At 46.2% G+C, this 14,410-nt stretch carries 13 protein-coding genes and 1 riboswitch; all 13 genes read right to left on the reverse strand.

Annotated elements, in window-relative coordinates:
* Window positions 1–774, reverse strand: a complete 774-nt coding sequence (gene cobA / locus MOC09_RS05010; protein ID WP_268361967.1) for a uroporphyrinogen-III C-methyltransferase — start codon at window positions 772–774, stop codon at window positions 1–3.
* Between the two features lie 98 nt (window positions 775–872).
* The gene (gene cysC / locus MOC09_RS05015) at window positions 873–1,466 is read right to left on the reverse strand and encodes an adenylyl-sulfate kinase (RefSeq protein WP_268361969.1); all 594 of its coding nucleotides are present in this window, start codon (window positions 1,464–1,466) and stop codon (window positions 873–875) included.
* A 12-nt stretch (window positions 1,467–1,478) separates the two neighbouring features.
* Window positions 1,479–2,627: a sulfate adenylyltransferase gene (gene sat / locus MOC09_RS05020; RefSeq protein ID WP_268369748.1), complete on the reverse strand. Its 1,149-nt coding sequence runs from the start codon at window positions 2,625–2,627 to the stop codon at window positions 1,479–1,481.
* A gap of 48 nt (window positions 2,628–2,675) precedes the next feature.
* Window positions 2,676–3,740, reverse strand: coding sequence for a sulfate permease (gene cysP, locus MOC09_RS05025; protein WP_268369750.1), 1,065 nt, complete (start codon window positions 3,738–3,740; stop codon window positions 2,676–2,678).
* Between the two features lie 11 nt (window positions 3,741–3,751).
* Entirely contained in the window at window positions 3,752–4,453 is a 702-nt protein-coding gene (locus MOC09_RS05030; RefSeq protein WP_003238646.1) for a phosphoadenylyl-sulfate reductase, read from the reverse strand.
* Window positions 4,454–4,614: 161 nt separating this feature from the next.
* A riboswitch (SAM riboswitch) is annotated at window positions 4,615–4,720 on the reverse strand.
* Between the two features lie 144 nt (window positions 4,721–4,864).
* Window positions 4,865–5,497, reverse strand: a complete 633-nt coding sequence (gene pyrE, locus MOC09_RS05035; protein WP_284439348.1) for an orotate phosphoribosyltransferase — start codon at window positions 5,495–5,497, stop codon at window positions 4,865–4,867.
* The gene (gene pyrF / locus MOC09_RS05040; RefSeq protein WP_268361977.1) at window positions 5,494–6,213 is read right to left on the reverse strand and encodes an orotidine-5'-phosphate decarboxylase; all 720 of its coding nucleotides are present in this window, start codon (window positions 6,211–6,213) and stop codon (window positions 5,494–5,496) included. Before pyrF ends, pyrE begins: the two co-directional genes overlap by 4 nt.
* Entirely contained in the window at window positions 6,182–7,117 is a 936-nt protein-coding gene (locus MOC09_RS05045; RefSeq protein ID WP_268369754.1) for a dihydroorotate dehydrogenase, read from the reverse strand. The genes pyrF and MOC09_RS05045 overlap by 32 nt, the downstream gene beginning before the upstream one ends.
* On the reverse strand, window positions 7,117–7,887 hold the full coding sequence (gene pyrK, locus MOC09_RS05050) for a dihydroorotate oxidase B electron transfer subunit (RefSeq protein ID WP_268361983.1): 771 nt from the start codon (window positions 7,885–7,887) through the stop codon (window positions 7,117–7,119). The genes MOC09_RS05045 and pyrK overlap by 1 nt, the downstream gene beginning before the upstream one ends.
* The gene (carB, locus tag MOC09_RS05055; protein WP_268369756.1) at window positions 7,884–11,099 is read right to left on the reverse strand and encodes a carbamoyl-phosphate synthase (glutamine-hydrolyzing) large subunit; all 3,216 of its coding nucleotides are present in this window, start codon (window positions 11,097–11,099) and stop codon (window positions 7,884–7,886) included. The genes pyrK and carB overlap by 4 nt, the downstream gene beginning before the upstream one ends.
* The gene (locus tag MOC09_RS05060) at window positions 11,084–12,178 is read right to left on the reverse strand and encodes a carbamoyl phosphate synthase small subunit (RefSeq protein ID WP_268369758.1); all 1,095 of its coding nucleotides are present in this window, start codon (window positions 12,176–12,178) and stop codon (window positions 11,084–11,086) included. Before MOC09_RS05060 ends, carB begins: the two co-directional genes overlap by 16 nt.
* Window positions 12,175–13,461 carry a dihydroorotase gene (locus MOC09_RS05065; protein ID WP_268369760.1) on the reverse strand — a complete coding sequence of 429 codons (1,287 nt, stop codon included), beginning with the start codon at window positions 13,459–13,461 and terminating at the stop codon, window positions 12,175–12,177. The genes MOC09_RS05060 and MOC09_RS05065 overlap by 4 nt, the downstream gene beginning before the upstream one ends.
* The gene (locus MOC09_RS05070; protein WP_268369762.1) at window positions 13,445–14,359 is read right to left on the reverse strand and encodes an aspartate carbamoyltransferase catalytic subunit; all 915 of its coding nucleotides are present in this window, start codon (window positions 14,357–14,359) and stop codon (window positions 13,445–13,447) included. Before MOC09_RS05070 ends, MOC09_RS05065 begins: the two co-directional genes overlap by 17 nt.
* Window positions 14,360–14,410 lie beyond the last annotated feature (51 nt).

Raw genomic sequence — 14,410 nt, forward strand, 5'->3', positions numbered from 1 at the left:
TTACAACGCCTCGCTTAAATCTTGTTTTTTCAGTTCAGATTCAAACCATTCCAGCTTATAGTGATAATTTACAACATTTCCAATGACAATTAAACTCGGATTTTTAATGTCTTCTTTTATCACTGTTTCTGAAAGGGTGTCAACTGTACAAAAAACAGATTTTTGCTTGTCCGTTGTTCCCCAGTGAATAAAGGCTGCAGGCGTAGAACCGTCTCGCCCGTTTTCAAGGAGTTTTTTTTCGATTTGCTTCACGTTTTTGATACCCATATAGATGACAAGTGTATCAATTCCCGTGGCCAGCGCTTTCCACTTTTCCTCAAAATCTTCTTCTTTTTTATAATGACCCGTTACAAAAGCGACGTTAGAGCCCGCATCCCGATGAGTAACAGGAATCCCGGCATAAGCGGCTGCCGCAATTCCTGACGTAATACCTGGGATGATTTCAAACGGAATTCCGTTTTCAGAGAGACATTCCGCTTCTTCTCCCCCCCTGCCGAACACAAAAGGGTCTCCGCCTTTCAGTCTGACAACGGTTTTCCCTTTTTGCGCATACTTTACAAGAAACCGATTGATGGTTTCTTGCTTCATCGTATGAAAATCTGGAAGCTTCCCGCAGTAGATCAGGTCTGCTTGCTCTTTGGCATATTGTAAAATCTCTTTATTTACTAATCTGTCGTATAAGATGACATCAGCTTTTTTAATGGCTTTCAGCGCTTTAATTGTCAGCAGATCAGGATCACCGGGACCCGCTCCTACAATATATACTTTCCCCATCGTATTTCCCCCGATCTATTCGAGTTCTTCCAGAACATTCGCTGTGATGTTATTCTCGCTTGCATTCCGGCATCTGAGAAGAACACAGCAGATCATATTTAGCTCAATTGCTGTTTGACAAACTCGATCAGCTGGTTTTTGCACGCTTCACGGTCATGCTGTCCTGAATCAAGAACAAGTTCCGGTGCTTCCGGCTCTTCATAAGGAGAATCGATTCCAGTGAAGAACGGAATTTCCCCGTTTCTTGCTTTTTTGTAGAGCCCTTTCGGATCTCTTTGTTCACAAATATCTAGGTCGCATTTAATGTATACCTCATGGAATTCGCCTGCTTCTACAAGCTGGCGTACCTGTTCTCTGTCCTCGCGGAAAGGTGAGATAAAAGCAGTAATGACAATTGTGCCCTGCTGAACAAAAAGCTTTGCCACCTCTCCGATTCGGCGGATGTTTTCCTTTCGGTCTTCATCAGAAAACCCAAGGTCTTTATTTAAGCCGTGACGGATATTATCCCCGTCCAGCACAATCACCTGATAGCCCTGCTCAAACAATTCTCTCGCAGCGGCATTGGCAATGGTTGATTTGCCCGAACCGCTTAATCCTGTCAGCCAGAGAATGGAGCTTTTGTGCTTGTTTTTTTTCTGATATTCTTCTTTTGTAATAGAGGCTTCATGCCATACGATATCACGATTTGTCACTGCCAGTCCCCCTTAAGATACACCTGCTTCTTCTTTTTTCTTCATCCCTCTGATTAACACTTCTACGACCTCTGCGCGGCTGAATTCTGCAGGAGGCAGCACACCGTCTCTCAGCATGCCTCTTACCTTCGTGCCTGATAAAATGACGTGATGCTCTCGGCCATGAGGGCAAGTTTTCGCTGTTCCCATATTTCCGCATTTTTCACAGAAGAAACTGTGCTCGAATTTCAGCGGTGTAATGCCGAGTTCTTCAGGTTTAAAAGTATCAAAAAGCTCCTGTGCCTCGTATGTTCCGTAATAGTCACCTACACCTGCGTGATCGCGGCCGACGATGAAATGCGTGCAGCCGTAGTTCTTTCTGACAAGCGCGTGGAAAATTGCTTCTCTCGGCCCTGCATAACGCATCGCCGCTAAGAAGACACCGAGAAATACGCGCTCTTTCGGGTAATAATTGTTAAGAAGCACCTGGTAGCTTTCCATGCGAACATCAGCTGGAATGTCATCAGATTTTGTTTCGCCTACCAGCGGGTTCAAAAACAAGCCGTCTACTGTTTCAAGAGCAGTTTTTTGAATATATTCATGCGCTCTGTGAACAGGGTTTCTTGTTTGGAAACCGACAATGGTTTCCCAGCCTTTTTCCGCAAACTGGCGTCTTGTTTCCGCCGGTTCGAACGTAAACTCTGGGAACTGTTTTGAAGCTTTTTTAATCAATGTGATCGGTCCGCCGACATATGTATCGCCGCGGCTGAACAGCTTTTTAACACCCGGGTGTTCCTGATCATCCGTTTTATACACATTAACAGCCTCTTTTTGTTTGTCAGGCACATACAGGTCTTCAATTTGGATAACACCGTATGTTTCTCCTTCATACGTCAGCTTGACCGTTTCACCGACTGACAGTTCCGCTGCTTTTTGCGCGTTCACCGGAAGCGTGATCGGAAGAGACCAGACAACACCGGAAGAAAGACGCATGTTTTCGACAACAGATACGTAATCTTTTTCATTAAAGAAACCTTCGATTGGGCTGTACGCACCGATTCCGATTAATTCTAAATCTGCAAAAGAAATCAAATCAAGTTCGATTTCTTTTTGAATACTGCTTACATTATACGATTCATCTACTCTGCTTACTAATGTTCCTCCGTGTGGTGCTAAGCTCATACTATCCATCTCCTCCTATTTAACATATAAAATTACTCAGATTAATGATCAGATTCCCCCGCCTTGTTCGTGGACAGAGCGTCTCTCTTTACGTATGGCCTTCGTCAGGCTGACCGCACCGCCCGCCGCTAAAAGCACGCTTACCATGATAAAGATTGAATAATAATCCGCTTTTAAAAACAATGATACAAGCAGATAAGAAATCGATAAAGATAAAAACGGCGATACAATCCATACCTTCAGCATCGTTTGAACAACCTGTTTATGGAACACGTTCGGACCGTTTTTGGCCATGCCTATTCCGATAATAGACGATGACGTGACTTGCGCCAAGGGCACCGGCATCCCAAATACTGAACTGATGATCACCAGACCCGCTCCTGTACCGGATAAGAGAATGCCTTCCCCTTTTGAGAATCTCGTGATTTTCTTTCCGTTTGTTTCTAACACACGCCGGCCTAATAACAGCGCGCCAAGAGCAACAAAAGCTCCCCCGTACAAAGTTCCCTTTGCGACATCAAGCACACCCGCCGCTACCAACGGGCCAACAGCATTGGCCACGTTATTCATGCCGGCAGAGAATGCTTCGAAAAATCCGGCAACTAACAAAACAATGCCGAGGATTTTTTGCTTTTTAGCAGACTTAATTTCAATCTTTAAAAAACTAAACAGCTTTGAAACCAAATAGGTAAAGCCGAAAGCAAACAGCGGGACAAAAACCCAAAACGCCACAATGACCAGAAGATTGTTCACAAACAATACTTTGTAAGCCACTCCCACTCCGACAACCGCGCCGACTGTTACTTCACTTGTCGACAAAGGAATGCCGAGCAGATTAGCCGTAAAGAGCGACAGCGCAGCGGCTCCAATAATGATGCAAACAATCGGCAGTGTAATCGTCTGCTCGGGGATAATGCCGGAGCTGATGGTTTTTACAACCTCGCCTCCGCCAATGACCGCCCCGGCCAGCACACCAACTGCACATATGATCAAAGCGTAGGTTTTCTTTTTGATGGCTCCAGAGCCGTAAGCAACTCCCATCGAAGCCGCAGCGCCGCTTGCACCAATATTCATTGCGAAAAACAAGCTAAATAAAATAGCGGCTAGTTCCATTTTGCAGCTCCTTATTCATGCAGTCCGCATTCTGTTTTCGCCATACCATTCCATCTGCCTGAGCGTAAATCCTCTGCAGTAAAAGCAGGAGCCGTGCAAGGCGCGCAGCCAATGCTTGGATATCCTTGGTCATGAAGCGGATTGTAGTCCAGCTCATTACGAGATGTGTATCTCCAAATGTCTTTCCAAGTCCAATGGATAAGCGGACATACTTTTACTGATTTGAATTTTTCATCTTTGTTTAAGAAATTCGTATTGGCACGGCTCGGCCCTTGATCGCGGCGCAGGCCGGAAAGCCAGGCCGGATGTCCAGAAAGCGCCTCTCTTAAAGGAACGACCTTTCTCAGATAGCAGCACTGATTCGGTTCTCTTTCCCACAGTTTGTCACCGTATTCTTCGGCTTGCTCCTCAAGGGTCAGATCTGGTTTTTTCAGGATGATGTTAAGGCCCGGATAGCGCTCTTTTACCCGTTCAATCGTTTCATAGGTTTCTTTAAAATGAAGTCCTGTATCAAGAAACACAATCTCTGCGTCTTTTTTCACTTTATAAATTAAATCAATCAAAACGATTCCTTCAATTCCGAAACTGCAGGCATAAACTAGCTGATTGCCGTAATGGCCGTATGCCCACTTTAAAACTGACAGCGCTCCTTTATAAGGATCGTCTTCCGGAAATGTAATGGTTGGTTCTTCCCAATTATCGTACGTTAACATTTCTTCTTTCCTCCTTTCGGAGACAAACAAACAGTAGCTTTCTGCCGGTTGTCTTTTCCAAATTGTAATGTGATGCGGGCTGTGTTATGCAAACAGCCTTTTTTCCTCTTAAAATAAAAAACTTTCAATCCGGCGGAAAGAAAGACAGGAACTGCATGGCGCCCTTATCTTTCAAAATGGAATTCATTTTGCTGGAAGTAGCACCTTACACACTGTGCAGGTTGCCGGGCTTCATAGGTCCAGTCCCTCAGCCGCTCTTGATAAGTTTTTAGATTTGTAGTAAATTTTAGCACAATTCTAACATAAGTCAACCCGACTTTTTTTATAGGATTAATAAAAAAACAGGCCGGATGGCCTGTTTTCAAGTACAGCAAGGCTTTAACGCCCCTGTACATCACTAAAATTTATTTTTTATTTTTTAAACCAATCTTTTGACTCGGGATTTTGTTTCCACGTTTTAAGCTTTTCTAGATCGTCCGAATGAATATTTCCGTTTTCAAGGGCGACCTCTGTCAAAGTATCATAATCAGTTAATGAGTAGTATGGCAGTTCCGCCTTCGCAAACGCTTCCTGTGCTTTAGGCAGCCCGTACGTAAAGATCGAGACGACACCAAGCACTTCACAGCCAGCCGCTTGTAAAGCTGCCGCAGCTTCAAGCACGCTGCCTCCTGTTGAGATTAAGTCTTCAATGACGACCGTTTTTGGGCCTTCTTGAACAGCCCCCTCAATCTGATTGCCTTTCCCGTGTGCTTTCGGCTTGCTCCTTACATAACACATCGGAAGATTCAATCGGTCAGCCGCCAGAGCAGCATGAGGAATACCGGCAGTTGCTGTTCCCGCAATCATTTCAGCTTCAGGAAAATGCTCTTCGATCAGCTTGCTGATGCCTGAGGCGACATCATTTCTGACCTCCGGGAAAGATAGCGTAAGGCGGTTGTCACAGTAGATTGGCGATAATATGCCGCTTGCCCATGTAAATGGCTCGTTCGGGCGTAAAAATACAGCTTGGATGTCTAATAGATGTTTTGCGATGATTTGTTTCATGATTTGATTCCCTCCCATTCGAGTCTGACAGCTTCATAGGCTTTTACTGGGTCTGCCGCTTTTGTAATCGAGCGGCCTACTACAATCGCTGATGACCCTTTCTCTCTCGCTATTGCAGGTGTCGCTACACGGATTTGGTCATTCGCAGCGTCCTCTGACATCCTGATGCCCGGAGTGACAGTCAGAAATGAAGGCGATACCGCCTGATAAATGGCTTCTGCTTCATGAACCGAGCAGACCACTCCATCCAGGCCGCTTTCTTCCGCCAATTTGCTGTAGTGCACAACCGTGTCGATCAGAGGCTTTTGGATCAGCAATTCAGCTTTCATGATTTGTTCAGATGTGCTTGTCAACTGGGTGACCGCGATAAGTGACGGGCGTTTTTTTCCGGCCGGCGTCCCTTCTTCTAAGCCTTCCAGAGCTGCTTGCATCATTTTTTTGCCTCCGGCCGCATGAACATTGACGAGGTCGACTCCGAGACCGGCGAGGCGCTTCATCGCTTTGTTTACAGTGGTCGGGATGTCATGAAGCTTTAAATCTAAAAACAGCTCGCAATTTCTTTCTTTTAGTTGTGTAATGATAGATGGCCCTTCTTGATAAAAAAGCTCCATTCCAACCTTTACAAATAACGGTTCTTGCTGAAAAGGCGCTAAGAATGCAAGTGTTTCTTCAGCTGATGCAAAATCAAGCGCGATGATGGGCAGGTTGTTTTTCATAATTCCAGCTCCTTCCGATGCATTCTTCAATTGATTGATAGCCGTATTGGCGCAAAACAGCAGGGAGCTGTTCAATAATGTCCGGACATGCAAAAGGATTCACAAAGTTTGCTGTTCCGACAGCGACCGCGCTTGCTCCCGCGAGAAGAAACTCCAGTGCATCTTCAGCCGTCTGCACGCCTCCCATTCCGATAATCGGGATATTGACCGCCTGGCTGACTTCATACACCATGCGAATGGCAACCGGCTTCACAGCAGGGCCGGAAAGTCCTCCTGTTTTATTCGCTAATATCGGCTTGCCTGTTTTTAAATCAAGCCTCATGCCGATTAATGTGTTGATCATCGTAAGACCGTCCGCTCCAGCCTCTTCAATCGCTGATGCAATTTCTGTGATATTTGCCACGTTCGGTGAAAGCTTTACATAAACGGGCACATCTGAAACCTCTTTTACCGCTTTTGTCAAATCAGCAGCCATTTCAGGGTTTGTGCCGAAAGCGATTCCGCCTGTTTTCACATTTGGACAGGAAATGTTCAATTCAAGAGCATGAACATTAGGCGCTTTGCTGATATGCTCTGCAACTTCAACATAATCCTCAACTTGAGAACCTGCGACATTGGCAATGATCGGCGTATCAAACTGCTCAAGCCAAGGCAGCTCATTTTGCAAGACGCTTTCAAGCCCCGGATTTTGCAGACCGATCGCATTGAGCATTCCAGCGCCAGTCTCAGCTACCCTAGGGGTCGGATTCCCGAAGCGAGGCTCCTTTGTCGTAGCTTTAATCATGATTGCACCGAGACAAGACAAATCATAAAAACGGGCAAACTCTTTACCAAAACCAAAGCAGCCTGATGCAGGAATGATCGGATTTTTCAAATTAAGTCCCGGCAACTTCACCTCTAGCATTACAGCGCCACCTCCTGAGCTCTAAATACAGGCCCGTCAAGACATACTTTTACGTAGGATGTCTCACTTTCATTTGTATGGCACACACATGCGAAGCAGGCGCCGATACCGCAGCCCATTCGTTCCTCCATGGACAGGTAAACTTCTTTATGGGCGTATTCCTGTTTTAATGCCTTCAGCATCGGTGTCGGCCCGCAGCTGAGGAGAATGTCAAACTCCAGATTCTTCTGTTTTATGACATCTGTGACAAACCCGGTTTCCCCGTAGCTTCCGTCAGCTGTTGCCACATATGTGTCGCCGTACTGCCGGCATTCTTTTTCGTAAAAGACATCCTTTGCCGATTGGAATCCTAAAACGTGTATGACCTTTACCCCTTTTTCGTTCAAGCGTTTCGACAGCTCTTGGAGAGGCGGCACACCTACACCGCCTCCTACCAGCAAAGCCGTCTTTCCGGGTTGGACTTCATTGACAGGAAAGCCGTTTCCCAAAGGCCCGAGGACATCCACAAGCTCTCCCTGCTGCTTCAGCGACAAGAGCCTTGTTCCTTCCCCATCTACTCGATAAATGATGGTCACTTCATTTTTTTCAAAGTTGACGTCGGCGATGCTGATTGGTCTTCTCAAAAGAGGCGTAACCGCTTCGCTCACTTTTAGATGAAGGAACTGTCCGGGGGTTGTAAACCCTTGGACAAGCTCCCCTTTCAGAACCATTCGATACACCCGGTCTGCAATTTGCTGGTTAGAACATACTGTCAAATACGCTTTCTTCATATAGTGACTGCCGCCTCCTGATTTGTGTTGACTGCCGGCATTTGATCAGCACGGAATGTCATGCTTTCCAGCACTCGCAATATCGCTTCTGCCGTATCTAAAGATGTTAAGCAGGCAACACCGTTTTCTACTGATTCACGTCTGATTCTAAATCCGTCTCTAGCCGGCCGCTTTCCTTTTGTCAGCGTATTGATGACAAACTGTGCTTCTCCATTTCTGATGACGTCAAGCAAGTTCGGGCCGTCCTGGCCGATTTTTCCGACGACCTTCGCTGGAATGGAAGCTTCTTTCAGGTAGCCTGCCGTTCCTTCCGTCGCTAAAATGTTGTAGCCGATCGCGTGGAACCGTTTTGCGATAGCAAGCCCTTCTTCTTTGTCCTTATCAGCTACTGTTAAGAGCACGGAACCGTAGTTTGGAATTTGAATGCCTGAAGCAATCAAGGCTTTATAGAGGGCCTTCTCAAGGGTCGAATCTTTCCCCATGACCTCACCTGTTGATTTCATTTCAGGCCCCAACGTAATGTCCACTCTTCTCAGCTTGGCGAAGGAGAAGACCGGCGCTTTGACAAATACACCTTGCTGTTCAGGCTGAAGGCCCTCTGTATAGCCAAACGCAGCCAGCTTTTGACCGAGAATGATTTTGGTTGCGAGATTCGCCATTGGGATACCCGTAATTTTGCTTAAGAACGGTACAGTTCTGCTTGATCTCGGGTTCACTTCAAGCACATACACCTCGCCTTGTGATAAGACGAATTGAATATTGAGCAAACCGACAATGTTCAATCCTTTAGCTAGTGCGATCGTGTATTGTTCAATTTTTTTCTTAATATCATTTGTGAGAGACTGAGGCGGATAAACAGCTATTGAGTCCCCGGAGTGAACGCCTGCACGTTCAATGTGCTCCATGATTCCCGGTATGACAACTGTTTCACCGTCAGATACTGCATCCACTTCAATTTCTTTCCCCGTTAGATATCTGTCAATTAATACAGGATGCTGCGGATTGATTTTGACTGCGTTTTTCATGTAATGAAGCAGTTCTTCTTCATGATACACAATCTCCATCGCCCGGCCGCCAAGCACATAGGAAGGGCGCACAAGTACCGGATAGCCGATATCACTCGCGATGCTTACTGCCTGATCAACTGATGTCGCTGTTTTGCCAAGCGGCTGCGGAACACCAAGTTCTCCAAGCGCTTGTTCAAATTTATCCCGGTCTTCCGCACGATCTAAATCTTCTAATGAAGTCCCAAGAATTTTCACTCCGCGTGCAGAAAGCTCGTCAGCAAGATTAATCGCTGTTTGTCCGCCAAATTGTACGACAACGCCCATCGGCTGTTCGAGGTCAATAATGTGCATAACATCTTCAATCGTAAGCGGTTCAAAGTACAGCTTGTCTGAGATACTGAAATCTGTTGAAACGGTTTCCGGGTTGTTATTGACAATAATGGCTTCATAGCCTGCTTGTTTAATGGCCCACACAGAGTGAACAGTTGCGTAGTCGAACTCAACACCCTGGCCGATTCGAATCGGACCGGAGCCAAGTACGATCACACTTTTCTTATCCGTAACGACAGACTCATTTTCTTCTTCGTATGTGCTGTAGAAGTATGGTGTTTCTGATTCAAATTCTGCCGCGCACGTATCCACCATTTTGAATACCGGCGCGATGCCCGCTTGTTTTCTCAAGCTGTAAAGCTCCGATTCTTTGATTTTCCACTCACGGCTGATGTACTTATCAGAGAATCCGAGTTCTTTCGCCCGTCTCAGCACATCCGTATCGCCCGCATGCGCCTTCAGTTCTTTTTCAAACTGTACGATTCCGAACAGCTTATGCAGGAAGAAGACATCGATAGCGGAAAATTCATGAAGCTCTTCTACTGTGTAACCTCTTCTGTACGCTTCAGCTAAGTAGAATAAGCGTTCATCACCGGCCTTTTTAATTCGTTTTTCAAGAAGCTCATTGGAAATATCAGCTGCGTCTTTTAATTCGAGATGATACACGTCTGCCTCCAGTGAACGTACAGCCTTCAGCAATGACTCTTCAAGCGTGCGGCCGATCGCCATGACCTCTCCTGTCGCTTTCATTTGCGTGCCGAGCTTTCTGTTTGCTGATTCAAACTTATCAAACGGCCAGCGCGGAATTTTAGATACGACATAGTCAAGAGCCGGTTCAAATGCTGCGTATGTTTTTCCTGTCACCGGGTTCATCATTTCATCTAATGAAAGGCCGACAGCTATTTTAGCAGCGAGCTTTGCAATCGGATATCCCGTCGCTTTTGATGCAAGGGCAGATGAACGGCTGACACGCGGGTTTACTTCAATAATGTAGTATTGGAAGCTGTCTGGATCTAAAGCGAGCTGTACGTTACAGCCGCCTTCGATTCCAAGTGCGCGAATCAGCTTTAACGATACATTCCGCAAGAGCTGATATTCGCGGTCGCTGAGCGTTTGGCTCGGTGCGACAACAATGCTGTCTCCAGTATGAATTCCGACTGGATCAATGTTTTCCATGTTACAAACGACAATGGCGTGATCCTGGCTGTCTCTCATGACTTCATACTCGATTTCTTTATAGCCGGCGATGCTTTTTTCAAGCAAACATTGATGCACAGGGCTTAATTTCAAGCCGCTCTCAACAATTTCTTTCAATTCGGTTTCATTCGAGCAGATGCCTCCGCCTGTTCCGCCTAATGTATATGCAGGGCGGACAATGACAGGGAAACCGATTTGGCTGACGAAGTTTTCCGCCTCTTCCAGAGAGTGGATGATCTCGCTTTCAGGCACCGGTTCATTCAGCTCATTCATTAGTGTTCTGAACAAGTCACGGTCTTCAGCCTGCTGAATCGCAGACAGCTTTGTGCCGAGAACTTCAACGCCGCATTCTGCCAGGACGCCTCTTTCTGAAAGCTCAACCGCAAGATTCAAACCGGTTTGGCCACCGAGAGTGGGAAGAATAGCATCTGGGCGTTCTTTTCTGATGATTCGTGTCAGGAATTCAGGTGTGAGCGGTTCGATGTAAACTCGGTCAGCCATTTCTGTATCTGTCATGATCGTGGCAGGGTTTGAGTTGACAAGGATGACTTCATAACCTTCTTCTTTCAAAGCAAGACAGGCTTGCGTTCCTGCATAGTCAAATTCTGCGGCTTGTCCGATGATGATTGGTCCGGATCCGATTACTAAAATTTTGTTAATGTCTACGCGTTTTGGCATACCGCTTCCCCTTCTTTCTCTGTTGTTTCGATCATATCAATGAATCTGTCAAATAGATGGTTAGCATCCTCAGGACCAGGCGAGGCTTCAGGATGATATTGAACCGTAAATGCCGGCAATGTTTTATGCTTCAGCCCTTCAATCGTATCGTCGTTAATTGCGATATGGGTCACTTCCAGTTCTGTTTCGCTGATGGATGACACTGTATAGCCATGGTTTTGAGATGTTAAGGCGACCTTTCCGGTAGCCAGCTCTTTTACCGGGTGGTTTGAGCCCCTGTGGCCGAATTTCATTTTTTCAGTATTCGCCCCGCACGCCAGCGCGAATAACTGATGGCCAAGACATATTCCGAATAATGGCACTTTTCCGAGAACACCTTTAATCATTTCAATCGCTTCTGGCACATCTTTCGGATCTCCGGGTCCGTTAGAAAGCATGATGCCGTCCGGTTTCAGCTGAAGCACTTCTTCCGCTGTAATGTTGTAAGGCACAACGATGACGTCACATTTCCGCTTGTTTAGCTCTCTTAGGATCCCGTGTTTCATACCGAAGTCAACCAAGACAATGCGTTTGCCTCTTCCCGGGCTCGGATATGCTGTTTTGGCTGATACTTGGGATACTAGATTTCTCGGCAGTTCCGTTTCGTTCAGTCTATTCAGCACTGCTTCGATGTCTTCTTCAGGTGAAGCGAATGTTCCTTTTAGCGCGCCTGCCGTGCGGATCATTCTTGTCAGCTTTCTTGTATCAATTCCCTGCAGTCCCGGAATGCTTTTCATTTTTAAATACTCGTCTAATGTGTACGCTGAACGCCAGTTGGAAGGCAATTCACATAATTCTTTGATGATCAGCCCTTTCACAAAAGGGGTAATCGATTCAAAATCATCCCGGTTAATGCCGTAATTTCCGATAAGCGGGTATGTTAATGTTACGATCTGCCCGCAGTAAGAAGGATCAGATAAAATTTCCTGATAGCCTGTCATCCCAGTGTTAAAAACGACTTCTCCCACGCTGTGCTCTAAGCTCCCGAAGGCCTCTCCCTCGAATACCGCTCCGTTTTCCAGTACTAATCGTCTCTTCATTTGACAAGTCTCCCTTCCTCATAAGCAAGCTTCCCTGCTGCCATTGTAGCGACCGGCCAGCCGGCGCAGCTGATGCCGTTGAATGGTGTATTTTTTCCTTTTGATAAAAATGTCTCTTTGTCTATGACTGCTTCTTTTTCTAAATCGATTAATGTAATGTCAGCTATTTGTCCCGTTTGTAATGTTCCGTATGGGAGACCGAAAGCTTCGCATGGCTTGATTGTCATGTAGTCAATCAGCTGTTTCAGCGACCAGCTGCCATTTTTGACGAAGTGTGTGTAAAGAAGCGGGAATGCTGTTTCTAAGCCGACAATTCCAAATGGCGCCAGCTTCATTTCCGTGTTTTTCTCTTCTTCTGTATGCGGCGCATGGTCTGTTGCAATAAAATCAATTGTTCCGTCTAAAAGGCCATCAATTAAAGCGGTTCTGTCTTCTGCGCTGCGGAGCGGAGGATTCATTTTATAATTTGTGTCCAGCCCCGGAATGTCCTCATCACAAAGCAGCAAATGATGCGGTGATACTTCTGCCGTCACTCTGATTCCCGCTTTTTTCGCATCGCGTACGACCCTGACAGACTCTTTCGTGCTGATATGGCATACATGATAATGGCAGTTTGCCGCCTCAGCCAGCAGCACATCGCGGGCAATATGAACCGATTCACACACAGAAGGAATGCCGTTGAGCCCGTTTGCTTTGGAGAATGTCCCCTCATGTACGCTTCCTCCGTAAATTAAGGAGTTGTCTTCGCAATGTGCAACAATCGCTTTGTCAATTGCGGCTGCCCGTTTCATCGCTTCATACATCATTCCTGCTGTCTGTATACCGACGCCGTCATCTGTAAAGGCAAATGCCCCGGCTTCTTTTAACGCTTCAAAGTTTGTCATCTCATCGCCGATTTGTCTGATCGTAATGGATGCATACGGAAGAACTCTGATGCAGGATGTTTCTTTAATACGGTTTTGCACCCAGTCCATTTGCTCTTTCGTATCAGGAACGGGCCGCGTATTCGGCATTGCTGCTACAGTTGTATAACCTCCGCGCGCCGCTGCTTTTGCACCGGTTTCAATGGTTTCTTTTTTCTCTCCGCCCGGCTCTCTGAAGTGTACGTGAAGATCAACAAATCCAGGTGAAACAAGCAACCCTTTTGCATCAATTACCGTTTCATTATCCCCTGCATCAAGCTTGCCGATTTCGGAGATCGTGTCTCCTGTCACTCGAATATCCGCTTCTGTTTTTTCACCATTTTCGTTCAGTATCCAGCCGTTTTTAATGAGATATGACATATGCTGCTTCTCCTCTTTTCACATTGGTTTGTAAGGCACGCTGTATCACTGCCATTCTGATAAATACGCCGTTTTGCATTTGCTTGAAAATTCTTGATTTTTCGCTTTCTACTAAGCTGTCATCAATCTCCACTCCTCTGTTGACCGGAGCAGGATGCATAATGATCGCATGCTGCTTCATCCGCTCAGCCCGTTCTACAGTCAAGCCGAATTTGTTTAAATAGCCTTCCTGGCTGACAGCGGACTGATGTCGTTCATTTTGAATGCGCAGCAGCATGACGACATCAGAAGACTCAACTGCTTCGTCCATTGAAACATATGTGCCGAATGTATTTTCTTCATCCTGCCATTCCGAAGGACCGGAAAACAGGACCCGGGCACCCAATCTTGTCAACACTTCCGCATTTGACCTAGCCACTCTGCTATGCTTGATATCGCCGTGAATGGAGACGGTAAGCCCTCTGAATGAATTGAATTCTTCATAAATCGTCATTAAATCAAGCAGTGATTGTGTCGGATGCTGCCCGCATCCGTCTCCTGCATTCAGAATCGGGATATTCACCTGGCTGACAAGCTCTTGATAATACTCATCCTCACTGTGCCTGATGACGCACACGTCCACACCAATTGATTCGAGCGTCCTGATGGTGTCATATAAGGTTTCGCCTTTTTGCACGCTTGTGCTTGTTCCATCAAGGTTAAGCACATTCATGCCCAGCTTTTTTTCTGCGAACTCAAAACTGAACCGCGTTCTCGTGCTCGGTTCGAAAAACAGGTTTGCTGCAAATTTCCCTGTAAGCTGATTGTCTGTTTTTCCGCTTTTGAGGTCTTGTGCTGTTTGAAGCAAATCTTTAATTTCCTCAACACTGAGCTCGCTCATCGTCGTTAAATGCTTCATGTTTTTTCCCCTCTCATTTCAACTTGAAGGCTGAAAAAAACCCCGGTCTAA

It is taken from the genome of Bacillus sp. N12A5 (assembly GCF_026790125.1).
Classification (GTDB): Bacteria; Bacillota; Bacilli; order Bacillales; family Bacillaceae; genus Bacillus.

Coding starts and splice junctions, on each gene's coding strand:
- cobA (WP_268361967.1), bottom strand. CDS start 774: ATGGGGAAAGTATATATTGTAGGAGCGGGTCCCGGTGATCCTGATCTG.
- sat (WP_268369748.1), bottom strand. CDS start 2,627: ATGAGCTTAGCACCACACGGAGGAACATTAGTAAGCAGAGTAGATGAA.
- cysP (WP_268369750.1), bottom strand. CDS start 3,740: ATGGAACTAGCCGCTATTTTATTTAGCTTGTTTTTCGCAATGAATATT.
- MOC09_RS05030 (WP_003238646.1), bottom strand. CDS start 4,453: ATGTTAACGTACGATAATTGGGAAGAACCAACCATTACATTTCCGGAA.
- pyrE (WP_284439348.1), bottom strand. CDS start 5,497: ATGAAACAAATCATCGCAAAACATCTATTAGACATCCAAGCTGTATTT.
- pyrF (WP_268361977.1), bottom strand. CDS start 6,213: ATGAAAAACAACCTGCCCATCATCGCGCTTGATTTTGCATCAGCTGAA.
- MOC09_RS05045 (WP_268369754.1), bottom strand. CDS start 7,117: ATGCTAGAGGTGAAGTTGCCGGGACTTAATTTGAAAAATCCGATCATT.
- pyrK (WP_268361983.1), bottom strand. CDS start 7,887: ATGAAGAAAGCGTATTTGACAGTATGTTCTAACCAGCAAATTGCAGAC.
- carB (WP_268369756.1), bottom strand. CDS start 11,099: ATGCCAAAACGCGTAGACATTAACAAAATTTTAGTAATCGGATCCGGA.
- MOC09_RS05060 (WP_268369758.1), bottom strand. CDS start 12,178: ATGAAGAGACGATTAGTACTGGAAAACGGAGCGGTATTCGAGGGAGAG.
- MOC09_RS05065 (WP_268369760.1), bottom strand. CDS start 13,461: ATGTCATATCTCATTAAAAACGGCTGGATACTGAACGAAAATGGTGAA.
- MOC09_RS05070 (WP_268369762.1), bottom strand. CDS start 14,359: ATGAAGCATTTAACGACGATGAGCGAGCTCAGTGTTGAGGAAATTAAA.